This is a genomic window from Spiroplasma clarkii, assembly GCF_002795265.1.
In the GTDB taxonomy this organism is placed as follows: Bacteria; Bacillota_I; Bacilli_A; order Mycoplasmatales; family Mycoplasmataceae; genus Spiroplasma_A; species Spiroplasma_A clarkii.
Genome location: NZ_CP024870.1, coordinates 1493298 through 1515705 on the forward strand (window position 1 = coordinate 1493298; position 22408 = coordinate 1515705).

General features: G+C 29.6%; 19 protein-coding genes. 4 read left to right on the forward strand and 15 right to left on the reverse strand.

Features of this window, described 5'->3' with window-relative positions; translation table 4 throughout:
- The first annotated feature begins 51 nt into the window (after positions 1-51).
- The 3 genes from SCLAR_RS06730 to SCLAR_RS06740 all read left to right on the forward strand — a co-directional run bounded on the left by SCLAR_RS06730 (position 52) and on the right by SCLAR_RS06740 (position 3169).
- Entirely contained in the window at positions 52-837 is a 786-nt protein-coding gene (locus tag SCLAR_RS06730) for a hypothetical protein (RefSeq protein WP_100255150.1), read from the forward strand.
- 352 nt (positions 838-1189) lie between these two features.
- Complete coding sequence (locus SCLAR_RS06735; RefSeq protein ID WP_100255151.1) at positions 1190-2314, forward strand: hypothetical protein; 1125 nt, start codon at positions 1190-1192, stop codon at positions 2312-2314.
- Positions 2315-2635: 321 nt separating this feature from the next.
- On the forward strand, positions 2636-3169 hold the full coding sequence (locus tag SCLAR_RS06740) for a hypothetical protein (RefSeq protein ID WP_100255152.1): 534 nt from the start codon (positions 2636-2638) through the stop codon (positions 3167-3169).
- A gap of 32 nt (positions 3170-3201) precedes the next feature.
- On the opposite strand, the gene SCLAR_RS06745 is transcribed toward SCLAR_RS06740, so the two are convergent.
- From SCLAR_RS06745 to SCLAR_RS06785, 10 genes are all read right to left on the reverse strand, one after another.
- The gene (locus SCLAR_RS06745; protein WP_100255153.1) at positions 3202-4191 is read right to left on the reverse strand and encodes an aldo/keto reductase; all 990 of its coding nucleotides are present in this window, start codon (positions 4189-4191) and stop codon (positions 3202-3204) included.
- Between the two features lie 103 nt (positions 4192-4294).
- Positions 4295-4741 carry a GNAT family N-acetyltransferase gene (locus SCLAR_RS06750; protein WP_100255154.1) on the reverse strand — a complete coding sequence of 149 codons (447 nt, stop codon included), beginning with the start codon at positions 4739-4741 and terminating at the stop codon, positions 4295-4297.
- A 221-nt stretch (positions 4742-4962) separates the two neighbouring features.
- Entirely contained in the window at positions 4963-6654 is a 1692-nt protein-coding gene (locus tag SCLAR_RS06755) for a hypothetical protein (protein ID WP_169921868.1), read from the reverse strand.
- Positions 6655-6728: 74 nt separating this feature from the next.
- On the reverse strand, positions 6729-6848 hold the full coding sequence (locus tag SCLAR_RS07135; RefSeq protein ID WP_169921869.1) for a lipoprotein: 120 nt from the start codon (positions 6846-6848) through the stop codon (positions 6729-6731).
- A gap of 229 nt (positions 6849-7077) precedes the next feature.
- Entirely contained in the window at positions 7078-7620 is a 543-nt protein-coding gene (locus SCLAR_RS06760) for a hypothetical protein (RefSeq protein WP_100255156.1), read from the reverse strand.
- 182 nt (positions 7621-7802) lie between these two features.
- Positions 7803-10244 carry a PTS fructose transporter subunit IIABC gene (locus SCLAR_RS06765; RefSeq protein ID WP_100255157.1) on the reverse strand — a complete coding sequence of 814 codons (2442 nt, stop codon included), beginning with the start codon at positions 10242-10244 and terminating at the stop codon, positions 7803-7805.
- A gap of 92 nt (positions 10245-10336) precedes the next feature.
- Positions 10337-10798, reverse strand: a complete 462-nt coding sequence (locus SCLAR_RS06770) for a PTS sugar transporter subunit IIA (RefSeq protein ID WP_100255158.1) — start codon at positions 10796-10798, stop codon at positions 10337-10339.
- Positions 10792-13398 (reverse strand): glycoside hydrolase family 38 N-terminal domain-containing protein, encoded by a 2607-nt coding sequence (locus tag SCLAR_RS06775; RefSeq protein WP_100255159.1) that lies wholly within the window; start codon positions 13396-13398, stop codon positions 10792-10794. Before SCLAR_RS06775 ends, SCLAR_RS06770 begins: the two co-directional genes overlap by 7 nt.
- A gap of 18 nt (positions 13399-13416) precedes the next feature.
- Complete coding sequence (locus SCLAR_RS06780; protein ID WP_211277549.1) at positions 13417-15363, reverse strand: fructose-specific PTS transporter subunit EIIC; 1947 nt, start codon at positions 15361-15363, stop codon at positions 13417-13419.
- A gap of 3 nt (positions 15364-15366) precedes the next feature.
- Positions 15367-16098, reverse strand: a complete 732-nt coding sequence (locus SCLAR_RS06785) for a hypothetical protein (protein WP_100255160.1) — start codon at positions 16096-16098, stop codon at positions 15367-15369.
- Between the two features lie 91 nt (positions 16099-16189).
- On the opposite strand from SCLAR_RS06785, the gene SCLAR_RS06790 reads away from it, so the two are divergent.
- Positions 16190-17026: a MurR/RpiR family transcriptional regulator gene (locus SCLAR_RS06790; protein WP_100255161.1), complete on the forward strand. Its 837-nt coding sequence runs from the start codon at positions 16190-16192 to the stop codon at positions 17024-17026.
- A 57-nt stretch (positions 17027-17083) separates the two neighbouring features.
- Here the strand turns inward: SCLAR_RS06790 and SCLAR_RS07140 are convergent, their stop codons facing one another.
- The 5 genes from SCLAR_RS07140 to prfA form a co-directional block, all read right to left on the reverse strand.
- Positions 17084-17290: a hypothetical protein gene (locus SCLAR_RS07140; RefSeq protein WP_100255162.1), complete on the reverse strand. Its 207-nt coding sequence runs from the start codon at positions 17288-17290 to the stop codon at positions 17084-17086.
- A gap of 249 nt (positions 17291-17539) precedes the next feature.
- A complete protein-coding gene (locus SCLAR_RS06800; RefSeq protein ID WP_100255163.1) occupies positions 17540-18988 on the reverse strand; it encodes a lipoprotein in 1449 nt (482 codons plus the stop codon).
- A gap of 180 nt (positions 18989-19168) precedes the next feature.
- Complete coding sequence (locus tag SCLAR_RS06805; RefSeq protein ID WP_100255164.1) at positions 19169-20491, reverse strand: hypothetical protein; 1323 nt, start codon at positions 20489-20491, stop codon at positions 19169-19171.
- Positions 20492-20493: 2 nt separating this feature from the next.
- A complete protein-coding gene (gene prmC / locus SCLAR_RS06810; RefSeq protein ID WP_100255165.1) occupies positions 20494-21309 on the reverse strand; it encodes a peptide chain release factor N(5)-glutamine methyltransferase in 816 nt (271 codons plus the stop codon).
- Positions 21309-22400 carry a peptide chain release factor 1 gene (gene prfA, locus SCLAR_RS06815; RefSeq protein WP_100255166.1) on the reverse strand — a complete coding sequence of 364 codons (1092 nt, stop codon included), beginning with the start codon at positions 22398-22400 and terminating at the stop codon, positions 21309-21311. Before prfA ends, prmC begins: the two co-directional genes overlap by 1 nt.
- Between the last annotated feature and the right edge of the window lie 8 nt (positions 22401-22408).

Sequence of the window (22408 nt, forward strand, 5' to 3'; positions counted from 1 at the left end):
CAACAATACAATATTAATTAGTTACCTAAACATTTATGAGGAGAATTAATAATGAGAAAAATTTTAAATGTACTTGGTGGGTTGGGAATACTTGCACTAACCACCAACAGTGTTGTTTCATGCAACTTATTTGAATTTCATGCAACACCTAGTGAAAACAAGGATGACAATGAAAAGAGACCTTGATGGTTTCCAGAAAAAGTGACAGATCAATATGGACTTGAACATTCAGTTGAAGAAGATTCAATAGATCTATGAAGAAATTATGACAATTACAGCTCAATGGTTAATTCGACTCTGGGGTCATATTTACGTTATACACTTGATTGACCAGATCATAAACTCATTTATCTTGAAAACTACAATGACTTTTGTGAAATCTTCAATAAAAAAAATCTTAGTGAAGCAAAGGAAGAAATTATTAGTACATTTGACTATTGAAATGATTGACATTTTGCTGGTAAATTTATTACCACAAACTTTAAATCAAATGATGAAAATTTATTAACTGAGATAGAAAACACTTTACAAAATTATGATGACAATGAATATTTAGTTGTGAACACTATTGAGTTTAATGACAAAGATGGTCTATTGACAGGTTTGGACCAATCATATTTTTACTTTAAAAAGCACAATAACCAACTATGAGATTTTTTTGGTAATAGTTTAAGTGGGAATGAACCATACTATTATTTAAAAACTACAAGAAATAATGAGAAAGAGATGTTTAGATCTTGAATGGAAAAATTAAACAGACCATTTATAGATAACCTGTGGTTTTATGGATTTGTAGACCCAGTAGATTCATATCATGTAATTACAAAAACTAAATAATATATAGAACAAGAATCTAGATTTAATCTAGATTCTTTACTTAATATAATCAACTTATTGTTTGAACATATGGACAAATTAAACCATAAAATTTTTTATTTTCAATGACAAAATCCTAAAATTTTTATTTTCTCAAATAATTTTTTTATGGATTTTTTTATTATAATAATTATGAATTATTAAATGAGTAATTCACATGAAAGAAGGTCAAGTCTTAGAATTTTTTAACAATCCTAACAATATAACACCAAAGTATTTTTGTATTTAGATTCATAATTATGAATTAAAAATCAACTAATACTGAAAATACTTTAATTGTATTGGGTATCAATAATGCATAGGAGAAAATAATATGTTTAAAAAATTATTAAGTATAGTTGGAATTGGTGCAGTAATTGCATCTGCCACTACCCCATTCATTTCACAAACCAAGAGTTATGAAAGTGAATTTATCAAACAAAAATATAAATCAGAGTTTTCAGATTTAGCTGCAAATTTTGTTCCTGCAAAATTTAAGACAATGATTTCTGACTATAGCAATCTATCAACAAGTAATAAGAAAATAATTGCAGCAAAACTAGATATCATGGACACAATGACTGCTCAAAATGCTGTAATATATTTAAAAAATATTAACAATAACTTTATACAAACCCATCAAGCAGAAATACTTTCAATGTATAATACATTTGTTGTTGATATTAATAAAAAAGAACAAGGTTTAAAGTTTTGAAAAGAAATTAACTGATCAAAATTGAGAGATTATCTTGATGTAAAATTTAGTGATTCAAATGATTTCACTGTAAGTTATAGTGTTTATGGACCAGCACATTGATGAACAGCACTTTGAGATTGAGGTTGAAAAATTGAATTTGGCAGTGGCATCATAAATGCTGAGAGACTCGCAATGACAATTTATACCAATTATGGATTTAAATATAAGGACTTAAAAGATCTACTTGATAGTGGTATTTTATATCTTAAAGACATATTTCAACCAGGAGAATCAAAATTAACAGTTAATGAGTTGAAAAATAATTTTATAACATTTAAAGAGAAACTTACAAAATCTAGTTTACCAATAACAACCAAGTTTTATGATACATTAGATAATCTAGTTAGTTCACTTGAAAACGCTATTGCAAATGATCAAGTTACTGATTCAACCTCAGTAAGTGAAATAGCATCTGTAATTGAAACTGAGGTTGCAAAAAAATTTGATATCCCCAAAACAGACCTGAGCCAAAAATATAATGAGTTATCTAGTTCTATAACTGAAATTACAAAAACTCTTACCACTGTTGAAGAGACTATGGATATATTTTATAAATACCTACCTGATATAGTTGTTGATTTTCTAGTGTTTGTTTTTACTTATACTGTACAAGCTATGATAGATGCCGAAGGAACACCAGGCACTGGTGTCCAGTTTAAATTTCAACAATTTGTAATTCCCCTAGGATTTGAGGGGAGATAGTTCAATATAATCTTGATATTTTCAAAGTAGAGTATTTAAAACAATCAATTTTGATAATTATAAGGAGGTAAAAATATGAAAAAAATTTTAAGCATAACTACAAGCTTAGCAATACCAACATTAATGATTTCAAATGTAGCATCATGTTCATTGCTAAACTTTGATTATGTTCCAACAAGACCAGCAGAATAAAGACCGAGATGGTTCCCAGAAAGAGTCAAAGACCAATATGGAGCAAGTTTTAGTGTCAGAAATGATTCTCTAAAACTTTGAAGAAACTATTATAATTTTAAAAATTTAATAAGATCTCTCCTTTACTCATTGAGTCTTTCACAACTTGGACCAAGTCTCTATAGTTTTGTATATTTTAAAAATTATCAAAGTTTCTACAACACTATCAACAATAAAACTAAACCTGAAATAGTTAGCATCTTAGCTGTTGGTGGCGAAGAAGAGGCAATAAGCGACTGAAAATTTAATGGACATATTCTCTCAACAAATTTTAAAACTAGTGACGAGTCTTTATTTAAAGATATTGTAAATCATCTTAAAACTTATGATAATGATGAATACCTTATTGTGAATACACAAGAAACTTGTAATGAAGACAATAAATTACTAGAGCTGAATATGAATTTTTTCTATTTTGTAAAAGAGGATGGAATCATAAAAGATTATTTGAAAACTAATGTGGACAATATTGAAAATTATTACTTCAATACAGCTGTCTATGAAAATGATGAGGAATCTTATTTAAAAAAACACCTGGAACACGGGGCAGTATTTTTTGATAACCTCTGAATTTATCCTACTGATGATAAAATAACTCAAAAGATAATAACTTTAAAAAAATAGATTAATAAAATCTGGGGTATTCCCAGATTTTATTATGATTTATCTATTTGCTTTTCACTAGCTTCACTATAACGGTTACCCAATAATTCAATAGAATCTAAATGTTTTTGAATTTCTTTAAGTTCTTCAGGACTAAATTCAACTGTAATTGCTTCTAAATTTTTTTCAAGATGTTCAATTTTTTTTGTTCCCGGAATTCGCACAAATCATGGTTTTTGGGCCAAGATTCATCCCAGTGCTACTCCAACAGGAGTAGTGCTTTTCTTTATTGCTAATTCCTTAACATAATCTACTAACTTCATATTCTCTGCTAAATATTCTGGGTTATTAAACCTTGGGACAGTATTTCTAAAATCACCTTCTGGGAAAATGTGTCCAGGAGTAACTGTTCCAGTTAAAAACCCTTTTCCTAATGGACTAAATGGAACAAAACCAATCTGAAGTTCTTCAAGAGTGGGAATTATTTCTTTTTCAGCATCTCTTCAAAACATTGAGTATTCACTTTGCAATGCAGTGAGTGAACATACTTGGTGTGCTTTACGTATTGTTCTTGGTGAAGCTTCACTAAGACCTCAATATTTTACTTTACCACTTGCAATCACGCTTTTCATTTCTGTAGCAACAACCTCAATTGGGGTCTTTGGATCAACTCGGTGTTGGTAATATAGGTCAATGTAATCTGTTTGCAAACGTTTTAAACTACCTTCAAGAGCTTCTCTCATTGTTTTTGGAGAACTATCTAATCCTTTAATTTCTCTTCCCTCATATTTAAAACCAAACTTTGTAGCAATTACTACTTTATCTCTAAAATCTTTGACAGCTTCTCCTAAAATTTCTTCATTATCAAAAGGTCCATAAATTTCAGCAGTGTCAAAAAAGGTAACACCCTTTTTGTATGCTTCTCTAATAAAGGTAATTGCTTCTTCTTTTGTGGGAAATGGTGGTTGAGAAAAACTAAGTCCCATACATCCTAAACCAATTTCAGATACTTGCAATTCTTTCCCTAAAGTTCTTTGCTTCATAATTTCAACTTCCTTCTGTATTGTGCTTAAGCACTATTATTGTATTTGATTAAAGTTACTTGAAGGCAAGTAAAAATCGAAAAAAATTAAATTTTTTTCGATTCTATTCTATTTCTTTTTTCATCCAAATATGCTCAATGCCTGCATCAATATCAGTTTCACCAAAGGCTATATAACCAAGTTTTTCATAAAATTTTTGAACCGGTTTTTGAGCATGAATATGAATAAACTTAATTTTAAAAACTTCTTTTAAATAAGTTTCAATATAATTTAACATTTGAGCAGCATAACCTTTGTTTCTAAACTGTTGTAAAACAGCCACTCTGCCAATTTGTCATTGTTGGTTAATTTGCAAAAATCTAGCACAACAAATTGTTTTTTGATCATTATCAAACCCAATAATATGAAATGAACTTTGATCAAAATCATCTAATTCGATTTCTGGTGCAATATTTTGTTCTTGGATAAAGACATTTTCTCTAATTTGTTTAGCTGTTTCATACACTGGGTTATCAATACCAAAATCAACCAAAAAATTTATTTCACTCATAATTTACCTCACAATTATTTTATAGATAATTTTTGCTTTTTATAATAATATTTTTAACAAAGAGAGGTCCATCGCTGTATTTAATTCTGACATGTAACTTGAGAGATGTTAATCCACAAATTGGTTGTTCTTTAGCAAACAAGCCAAAGTTATATTGCTGACATTTATGGCCATAGTAAAAGCCCCTGTTAATAGGGGCTTTAATTAATTTGTTCTTAATTTTAAACTCTTGATATATAAAACATTTTAGCTCTTTCTGGTTCACTTAAATTACTTGAAGTATATTGCAAAATGAAATAAATATTAATAAAATTTAGCTTTATGTGGAAGGCGAGTTTCAAATTAAAAAATGAGTTACTATGCACAATTTCTTGTCTTTCTGGGACATGTTTAACTGAATATCAATGATTAAATGTTGGGTGAGGTATTATTTGATCATTATTTGCATCCACAACATTCATTGATAAATCAAAAATACCTTGATAGCCAGCAGTTAATAGTAAATGCCTTTTGTTTGATAAAGAATCATTTCTAAGTGAGAGTATGTTATTTAATTTGACTCCTGAAGAAGTATTCCCAACCACAAAATTGGATGTACCAAAAAGGTTTCAAAAATTACTTTCTCGATTATCATTCCCAGTTGCTGTTAAAAATACTTTTTGCTTTTTCTCAACATTATCCACAGTATAATTTATCTCTTTGGTTGATGGTTTCACACCAAAAATATTATGAAAACCTCGTATGCCACTTATGACATTGTAATAAATTGCAGTTCCAATTGATGTTCTGTTTAACTGAGCAGTACCATCAAATTTTTCACCTGATACTGCCAATATCCAATTCATAATCACAGTGTTTAAAGTAATTGAATAATCATCAGTAATTTTAAACTGGGGATTTTGTAAAGCAACACTACCATTCATAAAGTTGTCTCTTTCAAATAGTTCTGTAAACCTATCTTCTTCAAAAACTTCATTACTAAAGTGATCTTTTAAATTCTTTTGATAATCTAAGATTGGGGTTCTAATGGTAGCATTTAGTAATGAAAACAATTCCAAATTAACCTTCTGTACTCCTAGATTTACAAAATTAATTGGTCCATCAAGTTCTTTTAATTGTGAAAAAATTGGTTGGTGAAGCAGGTCATTTTCACTTTCATCAAATCCGTAGTATCTTGATTGTCCCTGCTTTAAATCTACTTGCGAAATAAGAGTTTCATTAGCTATTATTAAATTTTCAACAATAAACTCTGAGTCAACAAACCAATCAGCATTACCTTTTTGAAGAGTGTTTAAGGTATCCTTAAATTTATCACTTCTATAGTGATCTTTAAGTCTTCAGCTTCTAGTTTTATCATAATACATTTCAAATATTTTGTATTCATCATTTTTAAGATAGTCAAATGTGCTGCTATTTCACCAACTGATTTTTGGATTCCCAGTTACATGTGCTCTTTCAATTTGAACATAAAGGTTATCTAGGGATTCTTTTGCATCATTATTATCTAGTGCAAAAATAGTTTGTTTTGTAATAATATTTTTATTAACAATTTCTTTACTTGCATTTATTAATTGAAATTCAAGATTAAGTTCTATTTTTATATCAGACATAAAAAGCAAAGCACCGCTTGCAGCCTTTTCTGTATAACTTATTTTAATTGAATTTCTATTAAAGCTAATATCTTTGACTATTTTACCATCCACAATTAAAATATCATAATGATTTGAAGAAAGAACTATTTTATTAACCAAATCAATTAACTCATTAATTTCTAAAATGGTAGCAAATCTTTCAATAATACCATTCGCTTTTTCTTGAGTAAGTGGTATTCCTGGATATTCATGATTGTCTTTTCTAGTTGTTCCATAGGTCTGCAACTCACTTCTTGAAAATATACCTTTACTCTCTGTCATAATATTTAATTGATGTGTATATTTTGAGAGATGTTCACTGACCACTTGTTCAATACGCAAGGTTAATTCATCAATTAATCCACTAATCTTTGGTTCATAACTGAGGTGCTTGCTTTTGGCGCGTAAGCTAAAACACTTGTACCAATGTTTGCAATAATACCCGCGACACCAAAAAAACTTAATAGTTTTTTCATATTATTCCCTCCAAAAGAATCAACTTGATTTCAGCTGTAGCTTATTATAAAATTGTTCCACATCAAATCAAGAGTAATCTTTTATATTATACACCTAAAAGTTGAACTTTACTACCCCTAGGTTGTGCAAGTTTAGTTCAAATAAAAAACCAACACACTCTTTTTAAGAAGTGCTGGTTCATTTAAAAGGTAAAGGGTCAATTGGTTTTATTAACCACTTAATTTATTTTTAGAACTCTTCATATATGTGAAGGGCTTTGTATAAATCATCATAGTCTTTTATAAAATCTAAGTCCAATATTTGCAAAAAGCTATTTGTAAAATTGGTTTGGTTAATTAAATTTGTTTTAATGTAACTTTTGATTACTTCAAGATCAGGTGCATACTTATTATCAATTGTCATGCTTTCTAAAAGTGAATCCAAATTTGTTCATGAAGCTGTAGCTTTTTTTCTAGCTTTTGAAAACACTTCATAAATTGGGTTAACCAAATTTATTTCTTCATCATTTAATAAATCTAATTTAAAAGAATTATAAACTTGATCTAGCATATCAATAACTAGATTTCTTGATACACCACAATTTCTTGGAAAGGTTTCATCAAAATGATTAAAGAACTGTTTGACTTGTACACTATCATTCATGAGAAATGCTCTTTCATTAATGTAAACATAGACCTTGGGCATACCTATAATTTTCCCATCTTCATCTCTTGTTTCTAAACCATCTGTTGTTATTTTAATTGAACCCCTGACTGAATTTTTTTTATCCATTATTATCTCCTCATATCTGCATTGTAAGTTTTTTGACTTTTCACTTTTAGTTTGTGATGAACTACTTAAAATTTTAAAAAGAAAACTTACGAGGTTATATTATCGCAATGAAGTGAAAAAAATTATTTATTTGAATTTAATTTTTTTAACAAAAAAAATCTCAAAAGAGATTTTTTAAAAAATTAAATTAGCTTGTTAAATTGATTTACATATTCTTTACGCATATCAATTTCATAGTTAGTAATTCTATTTGCAAACCCTTGCAATGCTTTTTCTTTTTCATTATTATATGTTTCTTTCAAAGCACGTTTTTTATATTTGTCTGCATTTGTAGAATTTGTTTGATACTCTGTTTGAATTGCTTTTAGTTGAGATTGTTTGTTTGCTTTTTGTTCTTGAATGAATTTTGTAAAGTCACCCATTTTTGCTTTAACCCCAACTTTTTCTGCACCAACAACTTCTTGATAAGCTTTTTTAGCTCCTAGCAATTGTTCTTTTAAAGTATTGTTAATAGGATCAAACTGTGTTTTTAAAGATTCAATTTGTTGTTGATACCCCTGAGCTTCTTTTTCATCAGTTGATGCTTTAATATTGTTTTTTAAAGTTTTAATTTGTTGAGCTAAGGCATATTTTTTATCCTTTGCATCTGTTTTGTAATTTACACATAAATTTACATAAGCTTCTTTAACTGATCCAAGTTTTCCTAAAGTAGCTACAAGTCATAGACCATAAACTACAACTGAAACTGTGGTTCCAATTAAAATTGCCAAGAAGAAGTAGAAAGTTTGCACTCCATATGGTACTGCTCCAAGGATTGCTACAATGGGTCCTCCATGAGCTGCATAGTTTTCAACTTTCAATGCTCCAGCAATTGCCCCAGCAATTGCACTTCCTAAAACATTACATGCAATAGCACGTTTTGGATCACGAATTGCAAAGGGAATGGCACCCTCTGAGATACCAATCATCCCCATAATTAGTGCTGAGATTCCAGCAGCTTTTTCTTCACGGGTAAAGAATCTTTTAAATAAGACAGCACTTAACCCCATTCCAAGTGGAGCTACTGGAATGGCTGCAGCCATTGCTCCCATTGGGTAGTAAATTTTTTGTACAACTAGGGCACTAGAAGTTACAAAGGCAATTTTGTTTACAGGTCCACCCATATCAAAACCAGCCATTGCTCCTAAAAGAATTCCCAGACCAAGTCCAAGACCTATTCCAAATTGATCTGAAGTATAACCTTTTTCGATTGCAGCAGACAATTTGTCCATAACAAATCCAATTGGCCCTCCAAGTACATACATAAATAATACACAAATTGCAATGCTTCCTACAATTGGTATAAAGAAAATTGGCATTGCAGCTCTTAATGATTTTGGAACTCTTCATGAGTTTACTCATAAAGTAAAGTACCCTACCAATAGTCCTGCAATGATTGCTCCAATGAATCCCATTGGAGTTGTAACAGTATTCATACCAAACATTGGTACAAATTTTGAAGCATCATTTCCAATAAATCCACCAACAAGTGCTGGCGCAATTGCAGCACGTCCTCCAATTGAGTTAGCAATAAATGCTGCTAAAATTGGAATCATTAAAGTAAAGGCTGCCCCTCCAATTTGTTCCATTGCTCATAATGGATTGTGAGGGTATTCATTATTTACTCCAGTAGTTGAAGCACCAGCACCTCAAATTGCTTTAGCAATTCCCAGTGAAGCTGCAATTAAAACTCCCCCAGCAATAATGATTGGAATCATATAACTTATTCCGGCAAGAATATGTTTAATAACACCTTGTCTATCTTTTTTAGTTTCAGTTGTAAAATCTTGATCTGCTTTCATAACGACTGCTTGTGCTTGAGCATCAGCCACTACTTTAAGCGGTTCTTTAATTGCTCGGGCAACATGAGTTTGATAAACTCTTTTCCCAACAAATCTACTTTTATCAACATTTGTATCTGTTGCTAAAATTACTAGATCAGCATTTTTAATTTCAGCAGCAGTTAGTTCAGTGCCCACTCCTTTTGAGCCTTGTGTTTCAACTCTGATTTGATAACCTGCATTTGTCAATTCAGATAATAGTTTTTCTTCGGCCATATAAGTGTGAGCAACACCAACAACACAAGCTGTTACTGCAACTATTGAAAGACTCTTAGTTTTTTCTTTGGTTACTTTTTTTTCTTCTTTATTAGCATCAACTAGATCTAATAATTTAATTACACTTTGTTCGGTTTTTGCTTTTTGTAAATCTTCTTTAAATTTAGTTTTTGTTAATTTAACTGCAATTGCACTAAGAATTTCTAAGTGTTTTGCTGCTGAATTGTCTGGTATTAACAAAGCAATTGCCATTGTTGTTGGTTTACCATCCATTGACTCTCACTCAATTTGTGAGTTACTGCGCACAACTATAATTTGTGGCTCAATTAAATTTTTAAGTTTAGTGTGTGGTATTGCAAAACCATCTTCAAATGCTGTAGAACCTTCTGCTTCACGGGCTTTAAATCCCTCAACAACTGCATTAGCATCTGTTAATAATTTTAACTCTACAGCTTTTTTACCAATAAAATCAAAAAGATCTTCTTTAGTGGTTATGTCAACATCTAAATATACTTTTATGTTATCCATTGTATTTCTCCTTTTAAAATCAAATTAACTCTTTAAACTGTTTTCTACATATATCTCCCCCCAATACAAAGAATTTTAACTCCTAAATTAGGTTAAACAATTTCAACACTTGAAATTAATTCATAAATTTGTTTCTTGCTTTTTGCTGCTAGTAAATTATTTTTAAATTCAGCATCCGCTAATTTACGAGCCACACTACTTAGCATCTTTAAATGAATTGAACTTGAACCTTTTTCAGGTATTGCTAAAGCAATGAACAATGAAGTATCTTCACCATCTAGTGAGTCCCATTCAATACCTGTATTATTTTTTAAAATACAAATTCCTGGGTAATTTATTTTTTCTGCTTTAGCATGGGGAATTCCAATTCCATTAATAAAGGCAGTAGAACCTTCTGCTTCTCTATTTCAAAATTCCTGAATCATCATTTCAGTATCATCACAATAATTATTTTTGTAAAAATAGCTGGCTAATTTTTCAAAAACTTCTGCCTTGGTTTTTAATGTAGTGCCCAAAATAATACTACTTTCATTAAATATTTTTGAATCTATCATTTCTGAACCTCCTTAATTTTAAATGTTACAATTTCATTTGGTTTAACAACAACCTTGCTACAATTCATGTGTAAAATCTTTTCTCTAAGATCACATTGATCAAAATTAATTAATTCACCATTAAGTAAAAAACTAACTGCAATATTTTTGTCAAGGGGATTAAACCCCCTGACAATTACTTCATTACCTTGATTTGATTTCACAATTGCTTTAATTACAAAATCTTTACAAGTTGTTGTTAAAATTTTTTTATTTGGATATATAATCTTGTCACCCTTAGATAAGAATCTATCAAAACTTTTAAACAAGTTATTGTAATTTTGTTTTTGATAATACAATGGACTTGTTATAAATTCTTTAGCATTTTGTGCAGGATTAATATCTTTTCTTAAATCTATTCTAAATTTAAACTTAAATTTAGTGCTGATTAATTTTGCTTGTGGTGTTTTAATACTAAATTCACTAGTACCACTAGCTCTTCCAGGTCTCCACAGTAAATTATTTCTCCCCAAATAACTTACACTGCGATATAAAGTTATGGCAACAGTAGAGTCATCTAATCTTTGAAATTCATTTAAACCATTATTGTAGATTGCAAATTGATCTTTTTTTGCAATAAAACTTTCAAATGAATGAATGTCAACTGGTGCTTCTTTTCAACCCTCTTTTTCTCAATAATTAATTTCATGATTTGCTTCTTTGGCGGTGACGCTATAACATTGATCACTAATTAATTCATTAGAGTTTTTCATAAACTCAAATAAAATCCTTCATCTAATTTCAGATGTTGGATTAATTGTGTTGACTTCCAAGTCAACTATTTTTTTATCAAAGACATGGAACTTTAAATGAAATTCTTGATTAACTATTTTTTTAACTTTACTATTTTTATAAATTTGGTAAACAATTTTACAAGTAATTATTTTACTACCACAATCTTTTTCTTTAAGAATTTCAAATGAAGTAAGAGTACTAATTATTTTTGGTTCATTTTGTTCTGGAGAAAAATCATATGAGTCACCACAATCTTTTTCTGCTTCAAAATAAATTTTAAAATGATTTGCCACTTCAATTTTATTTTTGATACAGCAAATCTTAAAATCTAGATCACTTGAATTTAAAATTTGAACCTCTTCATTTACAACTTCAAATCTTAAAATTTCAAAACCATGAAGCTTTAACTTATAGATAAAAATATCAAACTCATAAAATCCATTTGCTTTAATTGATTTTTCTCCACTTGCTCCTGATACTGTGATACTACCTTCATTGTGAAATTTTTTACTGAGAATTGTGAATTTAAATTCCTTATCCTTTGAATTTTTCAAATTAATATTTTTATGTTTTGAAAATATTTTTAGTTTTTTGTTATAAACAACATCATGTAATTCTTGGTTAAAGATAATAAATTCTTCATCATAATTTACTTTTGACTTACAAATATTTTTAAGAATTTTTGTTTGCAAAGTTTTTGTAATATCTAGTGCTTGAGAAATTCTATTTTTAATATCTGCATTGGTCTGGTCACTATTGCAACCTCCAAGACTGTCATGAGCTTGGCACTCAAGAATTTTTCTTAATGCCTTCTCATAAAAAATTGTTTGATACCTTCTTGTCAAAAAATAATTGTAAACCATTAATGGTTCTAAATTATAAAACAGTTCCATCTCTGCTTCTTTAATTAAATTTTTAATATATTGTCTTTGTGAACCTATCGTTCGATGAATTCTTGAAAGGTAAGGTTTTTTTAACTCACCTTCAATAGTTTCAATATTGCGAGAGTTTGAATGAATTGCTCTCATAAATTTTTCATAGTTTGAAATCAGTCAGTCATCTTTTGATTTCAAATTTAATTCGTTTACAAATGCTACTAAATTTGCTGGGGGAGGCGCTTGGTCTCCACCGAGTGGAATTAAAATTTCTTTAGTAATCCCTTGGCTTTTTTCCTTAATTTCATTAATAATTTCTTTAGTGTTTTCCAAAAAGTTTTTTGCATTTAATTTTACTTGATTTTCACTCACTGAATTATAATTGAAGTTTGATCCAAAAGATAAGTAACCATACATCATGTTGTAAGCTAATACTTTTGTCCCATCAATTCCTTTTCAAAAACTAATGAGCTTTTTGTCATCCAACATTTCTTTTGATATTCCTCTTCAATAAATGAAATCAGAAATTCCTAAACTTTTATAAATTTGGGGCATTTGGTTATTGTGCCCAAATGAATCTGGAACATATGCTACCATCATTGGTTCTGCACCAAATTCTCTACACCTGTTCATTCCATAAATTAAATTTCGCACAATGGCTTCTGAACTTGAATTAAATAGATCAGGTTGAGTGTATCAAGGTCCAATTATTAATCTTTCAGTTTCTAAAAAATGTTTAACCAAACCTAGGTTGGCACTTTTATATTTTAAATAATCATCAATTACTGAGACTTGACCATCAAGAGTAAATTTTGAAATTTCATTGTTAGACATCATCCTCAAGATTTCATCTAAATATTCACATAACAAAATATCACTTTCTTGTTTTGTGAAATATCATTCTTTGTCCCAATGAGTATGAGGCACAATGTGCATTTTTCATTTAGTCATTTTCCATCCCCCAAAATGTTATTTTTTTTGTTTAATTTCCTCTTCAAGTCTGTGCAAAGTTTCTTGATAATTTGCTTTGAAGTTTAATTTTTCAGCCTTAGTTTTTTCTTTATCAGCTTTTATTTGTTGTTTATATTCTGCTTTCTTTTCAAGTTTTGCAGCTTTTTCTTCAGGAGTAAGTTTTTTGCATGCTTTTTTAATTACTATGATTGGGGTGGCAAAGAAGGTGTAAATTCCAATACCCCATTGACAAACCATTTGTCATGAATTTTTTCAATAAATGACTCAGTTTTTTCAAAACTTACTTCAATATACTTTTTGCTTTTTGGTTAAGTTTTTAAAAACTAAACCAGGTTTTTTAAACATAAGTTTAAAGTTTATAGCAAAAATTATTCTTTTTTCACGAGCTGCTGTTCTTTCTTGTAAGTAAAGTTCATACTCTTCTCCTGTAATTTTTCTTTTTAAAACTCCAACTAAAAGAGCAGTTACAATTATTCCCAGTAAAATTGGTGCAATTCAAGATAGAGGTCATCATGGTCCTTTAATATATCCTAAAAATACTCCAATTGGTGAACCAAGTCCTGCTGCAAATTTTACATTAAGTAAAGTAACTCCAACACCGGCCACAACACTCCCAATTACATTGGCAAAGATTACTCTAATTGGATCAGATGCTGCAAATGGTATGGCACCTTCAGTGATACCAACAATTCCTGTTCCAAAAGCAGCTCCACCCATGATTCTTTCATTTTTTGTAAATTTATTTTTAAAGAGTACGGTACCCAATCACATTCCTAATGGTGGGACTGAAATTGCAGCTTGTGAAGCTGTTCCAGGTACAAAGTTTGCATCTCAATAACCAAGTCCATTAGCTAATGCTTCTGCTAAGGTTTGGTAAAATATTACTGTTCCAAAAACTAGTGCAGTTTTGTTTAGTGGTCCTCCAAGGTCAAAGGCAATCATAATTGAAATTACCATTGCAATAACAATACCTGTACCTTGAAATTTATTTTGAATATTATTTAAACCATCAAACATTCCTAATACCATTCAAGCAATCGGTCCTCCAATTGCAAATTTTACTAAACAAGCCATTGCTAAAGTTGAAATGATAGGAATGATCATAATTGGTACAATTGGTTGTAAGAATTTTGGTCAGTGAATACTTTTTAAGAACTTAACTAAATATCCAGTTAAGATACCCACAATAATTGCACCAATAAATCCTGCTCCAGGTTCAATAACTGATTGTTCTGAAACATGAACTTCAACTCCCAACATAGAGTTGTCATTGATAATTCAACCAGCAATTAGTGCTGGGGCCAATCCTGGACGATCAGCAATTGAGTAGGCTACAAATCCTGCAAAGATTGGAATCATTAGTTTAAATCCTAGTCCCCCAATTTGCATTAAGAAATTTGGAAACATTCTAGTTCAAAGAACTCAATTTTCTCCATAATCTCCTAAATTATCTACATATTCAGTTTGAAAAGCACAAATATTTGCTATTGCCATTAATAGTCCGCTTGCAATTGTTAGTGGTAACATTCAACTTATTCCAGTCATTAAATGACTTAATATTCCTGCTTTTTTAGTTTTACCAAAAGTTACAAAACCTTTTTTTGTACCTTTTCCTCCAAGTACTTCAGCATATTTTATAGCCTCTTCAATTAAATTTTGAGGATCTTTTATTGCTGGTTTTATACTTGTAACATATACTTTTTTTCCATTAAATCTTGTTGTGTCAATTTTAATATCTGAAACAATAATAACTAAATCTGCTTGAGCAATTTGTTCAATCGAGATTTCATTTTCAATGCCTATAGTTCCTTGGGTTTCAACATGAATGTCATAACCTAATTCAATAGCTTTGTTTTTTAAGCTATCTGCTGCCATATAGGTATGTGCAACACCTGCTGCACATGCTGTAATGGCAACTATTTTTTTAACTTCATTTTTTGCCATTTTTTATCTCTCCATTAATGTTTCTATGTAAAATAAGGTTGGTTCAGTTTCAAATGATTTTTTGGGACCAAATGAAAATAAATAACGAACTCAATACTGATTTGAGGTCATTTGTTCAGTTTGTAAACTTCAAATAGCACTAGTATCAATAGCACTATATTTAGTTTCATCACTTGATGGTATTGTTGGTAAATTATTCTCTTGTATTGCAACTTCTTCACCATTTACTGAAACTGGTGTTTTTTCAATGGTTTTATCTGGTTCACTTCCAGGTAACTGTGATAATCAAGTATCTGTACTTACTGCATAAATATCTGAAAGTCTAACTGTAAAGTGATGTGCTGCAACTAGTTTTAAAATTGCTTCAGTTGCAGTTTGATTCTCAACTGTATAATCAGTTTCTGAACCTGTTAAAACATTTTTACTGGTTTGAATATTGGTAACTAAATACCCTGCTAATAGATTTGTTAATCCATCTGCTCATAATTTTGACTTTTCAACAGTTTGTTCTTCTTTTGGGGAATCATCAAATACCATTTTAAAGTTTGTTGCAGTTACTCTAGCAACATTAGTTGCTTCACTAGGACTGGCAAGTACTTGTGAATTAACACTATTAAAAATTCCTGATAATTGAACCACTGAAATTGGTGGAACTTTTCATGAGCAACTCACTAAACTAGTGGGAGTTGCCCCAATTAATGTTCCACTTAGTAAACTTAAAATCAGTTTTCTCATATATATCCCTCCTCTTAATAATGATAATATATTGTTGAAACCCCTTGCTATTTTCCGTATGATTTGGAATAATATTCTTGGAGGTAGCCTAATGATTTTAAAAATTTCTGATATGAATGCCAAAGAGTTGGATTTCTATTATTATTGTCGTAAGAACATTGATATAGTCATAGATAAACCCTTAAATGAAGTTGCTAAAAAATTTGGCTGTGGAGTTAGTTTTATCTATAGTTTTTTTGAAAAAAATAATATTTTAGGAGTAAAGGACTTTGTCAAAATCTTGGTTGAAGAAAAATGTGCTGATGATTTTGAAAAACAACAACTATTAGAGCTAACAACCGACAATAAGCTCTGAAAACCAACTATTGCAACAATTAATGAACTAAAAACTGAATATAGTAATGCCATTGATCAATATGAAAAGATTGAAATAATTGCTGAATTAATTAATAAGTGTGAGAATGTTTATGGACTAGGTTTTGGTTACTCAGAACTTGCCGTTAAAGATTTTCTGGGATTTTTAACACATTGTAAAAAATCAGTTCACACTATTAATTATGATTTTAACCATGATATTACAAACTACATTAAACCAAATTCCCTGGTGATTTTTTACTCAGTTAGATTTATACAAAAAAAATACTCAGATATTATTGAAAAACTCAATCGAATAAAAAATTGTCACTTAGTTTTAGTGACCAATGGAAGTGTTCAAAATCCAAATATTAGTGTAATTTATCGAATTGAAAATGCAATTAAATACCAAGAGACTTTTGGTGATCTTTATTTTCTCAGTCCTGTAACTTCATTTTACTTATTTAATACTTTTTTAAAAACTATGGTTTTTGAAAAACATAGAGCTGATTTACTAAATGATCAAGACTTTGTCAATGAATCGATGTCCTGAGTTGATATCAAAAAATATTAATTCAAATTACTTAAATAAAAAGCCCTATAAATAGGGCTTTTAGTTATTTTAACAAGTTTAATATTTTTCTATAAGTATTTGATTACTTATTTTTGAAGCTAAACTAGCATCTGAATATTGTACAATGTAAGATACATCTATGAAATTTAGTTTTAAATTAAAGGCAATTCTGTTTGCATTGCTAGAAGAATCTCCTTGTACTAGAGCACCAGGAATCTTGTTTCCTGAAATATTATATGGACTAACAGATTGATCAAATAGCACTGTATTAGATGGTAATACTCCTCAAATATTTAAATTAAAGGTTCCTTGGAAGCCATTGACTAATACTCATTCTCTTTTGTCAGATAAGTCATCAATTTGTAATGAAAGTATTTCATTAAGATTTTTGTGTTGTGCTTTATCATTAAGTCACCAGTTTGAATTTAAGTAATCTCAAATGCTTCTACCTCAAGTTTCTCCAGTAGCTCCTCCAGTAGTAGATATAAAGGCTCGCGGATTACCCTACTCAGGTTATTGAATAACTGAACCCTTTCTTTCTTGAAGACCTCAGATAAATTGAAATCTTTGAATTCCCCACTCTGTATTTCAATACATTGCTTCTCCAATGTGAGACTCATTAATTGGTTCATTATTTCATGTCTCCCCAGATACTGCTAAAACTCATTCCATGTTGATAGTATTTAACTTAACTGAATAATTTTCAGTTACATTAAGTTTAATATTTTGTAGTGCTACACTTCCATTCATGAAGTTATCTCTGTCTAATAAACTTTTCATTTCTTCATCTTGCACATCAAAATTTGGTTTCTCAGCATAATAATCTTTAAGGTTTTCGTGATAACTATTAATTTGGTCTTTTGCTTCTACATTTAATAAATTAAAAATACTGTCATTAACTTGTCTTGATTCATCAGGATCAACAAAATTGTGACTTTGCCCATCAATTAATAGCTCTGAAAATAGTGGTTTGTGGAGTGGATGGGTTCCACCAGTTTCAGTTTCATAAGTTTCAATAACACTTTCTCCGGTGCTCACTTTTGAATTAAGAGTTTCACTTAAAACCTCAACTTCATCTAATGAAAATGTTGAATCCTTAAATGTTCCATCTAGATTTACTAAGATTGAGTTTAAGGCTTCATTAAACCTAGTGTTTTCTTGGTAATGTGCTTGCAGTCTTCAAATTCTAGTGACGTCACTATACATTTCAAACATTTTATATTTCTCAACAACAGGTTCATAAAGAGTACTATGTTTTCATCAAGTTAATTCTTCATCTTTGTTATAACTTTCTTGGATTTCTGTGTATATTTCATTAATTTGATCAATGATATTATCAGAATCTGAAATTAATAAGGTTAAATTTGGTGTAAATTCTTTAGACACCAGTTCACTGTTTATTCCATTATATTTATATGAAATTTTTAAGCTTGCATTTAAGTCTGCTAAAAATAAACTTACAGGGTTGTCTTCACTTTCTGTAATGCTTCTAGTGTAATTTATTTTGATTGAACTTTTATCAAACTCAATCTTTGAAACTATTGGTCCATTGTTTGTCAAAATATCAAATTCATTTGACTTGCTTGAAATATCATTTATAGAAGCTGCTAAATCATTAGTTTCTAAAATTGTGCTTAAATTTTGTGAAATTGCCCCAAGCTGTTCTTCATCAATTTCTGGGTAGTTTGATTCCTCTGCATCTTTATTAATTCCATTTGCCATTAACTTGGTTCTTGAAAAAGGATGATTGGACCCATCTTTTGCCTCAATATTGAACTTTTCAGTACGGTCTGAAAAATGTTCTGTTATTACTTGAGCAATTTTTGCATTAAATTTTGCAATTAAATCTTGTAAACCTGAGCCCTCACCTTCATTTACTGGTTTAGCACCACATGCAAGTACTGTAGAGCCAGAACTTGCAACTAGTCCAACTACACCAATAATACTTAATAATTTTTTCATTGTATTCCCTCCAAAAATATGTCTGGGAACATTAAAAAAATGATAGTATGATATCATAATTATTCCCAAACACTAAATTCATTATACACCAAAAGTGTGAATTACAACGTAAATTTTTTAGCAGGGATATTTTGGATTGGTTTCTTATTTAAACTATGTTAGTTTAAATTCAGCTAGATCTTAAAAGTATTTGATTCCTTTTGTAATTTGGTTTATGAAGATTACATAAATGCAAACTACAAAAACAGTGCTGATGATACAAAATGATATGTAATGAGTTTTATTTATCAGTGGGTAAGTCACTCCTGAATCAATATATTTAAAAATAGTGTTATTAAAAATATTTGTATTATTAAATGTTTTAATTAACTCCAGTAGTGCTCTGTCATTGGCATTTCACATGTCTATTAATCTATTTACATTGTGAATTGAAATTGTATTAACTATGATTGTTAATAATAATTCAAAAAACAAAATACCAAATTGACAATAAAACATTGTTTTATTAATTTTTAAGTCCCTAATGTAAACTAGTAAAAAAATTAATGTACTTGAAACTAAAAATCCTGTAACAATAATTGGTAAATAAATTACTGCAAAACCTGAAATGCTTTGAGTTGAAATATTATTGTAATGACTAGGGTTGATGGTTTTATAAAATAATGGTGCATTATAGGTTCAATCAAAAATTGAACCAGTTAAGGAGTTACCCATTGAAATAGAAACAATGTAAAAAAGGTGTGGTAATAAAATTACTGCAGACAACATTATTAATCAGATTGCAAAGTTTTTTAGACTACTTGTTGAAAACTTTTCAAGGAAACCTTGAAACTTGCTTTGTCCAATGCTTTTTTTGATTAATGAGGTTCGCATTTTTTCATTGCTTTCATTGTGAGTTGAACCAGGATTAATTTTAATTAAAAGTAAATATCAAAAAACTGTAATAAAAATAATTTGGATTAAACTTACCCATCAAGTTAAAATATTGCTACTTCAATTGTAGTTTTTACCAATTGAAAAGCTTTGCATAAAACTTTGTGATACACTTTTAAGTTCTTCATTGCTGGTCTCTAGTTCTGCAATAAATTGATAGGTGTTAAAAAATTTAGAATAATTATACTGACTTATTGTAAATATAATTATTGCAAATAATTTTAAAGAGATAATCAAAATCAGACTCAAATTTTGTAAATTTTTTTTAAACTTTTGCTGATTCAAAAGTAGTGGAATAAAACCAGTAATAATAAAAGAAATTAAAAATAGACTAAACCCTACTCACATTAATGATTCGATGAGTATTACACTTGGTGAAATTTTTGATGAGAAATTATCTACAATAACTTGGTAATTTTCTTGGTAGATTTTAATATTTGGATTAGTGTAAAAAATAACAATAAAAGTTAGGGAGGGGATGAAAATTAAAAAAGTCACAATCAATAACTTAATTGCTTCTTTTTTAAACTTAATCTGACAATTGACTTCTAGATTTAATTTCTCTTTCATCTTTACACCTCACATAAAATAAAATATCTTGGGTTATTGAAATAATCTTTTTTAAACTTAATTTTATATTTGCTTGCATGTTTCTCAAATAAATTTTTGATTGCAGGTTTTTGCTCGTAACCAAATTCACAAATAATTATGGGTTGATGTAGCTTATAAATTTTTTCTAAATTTTCAAATAATTGTTCATAAAAATATAGCCCTTCAGATTCTGCAAATAGTGCTAGTTTTGGTTCAAAACTTATGGCTTGATCAGAAACTTCAGTATCACTTTGAGCAATATAAGGTGGATTAATTACTATGAAATCTAATTTGTTATTAATTTTAAAAACTGCATCCAAGTAATCTTCACATAGAGTTTGAGCTTGCACTTGGTGTTTTTTTAAATTAATTTCACACACCGCCAATGCTGGTTTTGAAATATCTGATAAAAATAAATTGATGGTTGGTTCTTTTATCTTCAAACTGATGCCAATGCAGCCAGATCCACAACATAGGTCTAAAACATTTTTGTTAGCTAAATCAAATTCAAGTGCTGCTTCAACTAATAGTTCTGTTTCAATTCTTGGAATCAAAACCCTTTCATCAACATAGAAATCACTTTCATAAAAGTACTTGTTGTTAATGACATATGCCACAGGATGATTCTCCTTTATCTTTTCACAAAGTTCATTAAACAAAAGTACTTTATCAGCAGATATCTCATCAGTTAGTAGTGGCTGCACATCTGGGTTCTTTAAAACATAAAGTATCAATTCATTAAATGTGTTTTTATCTAAAAAGTCTTTACTGTTCTCAAGTAGTTCATAGATTTTCATTAGCTATTACTTTCAATTTGGTGAGCAATCAGCTCTTTTTGCTCATTATTAATTAGTTCAATAATAATTTCTTCAATATTTCCTTCCATAACTTGGTCTAATTTATTCAAAGTTAAGTTTATGCGATGATCTGTTACACGGTTTTGCGCATAATTGTAAGTTCTAATTTTTTCACTTCTAGCACCAGTTCCAACTGCAGATTTTCTCATGCTATCAGCTTCAGATTGTTGTTTTTTTAATTCTGCTTCATAAATTTTTGCTCTCAACATTGTCATAGCTTTTTCTTTATTATCATGTTGACTTCTTCCATCTTGTGAAGCTGCCACTGCCCCAGTTGGGATGTGGAGAATTCGCACAGCTGAATCTGTAGTATTAACATGTTGACCACCAGCTCCACTTGAACGATAAGTATCAATTCTTAAATCAGTTGCTTTGATTTCAACTTCAACTTCTGAAACTTCTGGTAACACAGCAACGGTTGCAGTTGAAGTTTGAATTCTTCCCTTTGATTCAGTCTTTGGAACCCTTTGAACTCTGTGACTTCCAGATTCAAATTTCATTTTTGAATAAACTTTATCCCCTTTAACCACAAAAGAAATTTGACTAAAACCTCCAACAGTAGATTCATATTGGTCAAGAACATCAATTTTTCAACCATTTTTTTCTGCATACTTTAAATACATTCTAAATAAATCTCCAGCAAAAATGTTAGCTTCATCTCCTCCGGCAGCTCCCCTGATTTCAAAAATAACATTTTTATCATCATTTGGATCTTTAGGAAGTAACATGATTTCAATTTCATCTTCTAAGCTTGGAATTTGAGCTTGAGATTCTTCATACTGAGCTTTGGCAAGTTCCCTCATTTCAGGGTCTTTTTCAGTTTCTAACATTTCTTTAGCTTCGTTCATTTCACCAAGAATTTTTTTGTAATGTTCATACTTGGTTGCAGTTTCATCTAGATTGGCTCTCTCTTTATTTAATTCAGTCAGCAACTTGATGTCTGTTAAGTTTTCTTCTTTTAGAAGTTCCATGTCAATCTTTTTAATTCGAGCTAAAATGGTTTCTAAGGCCTCAATAGTTTTTTTGTTCATAATTTTCT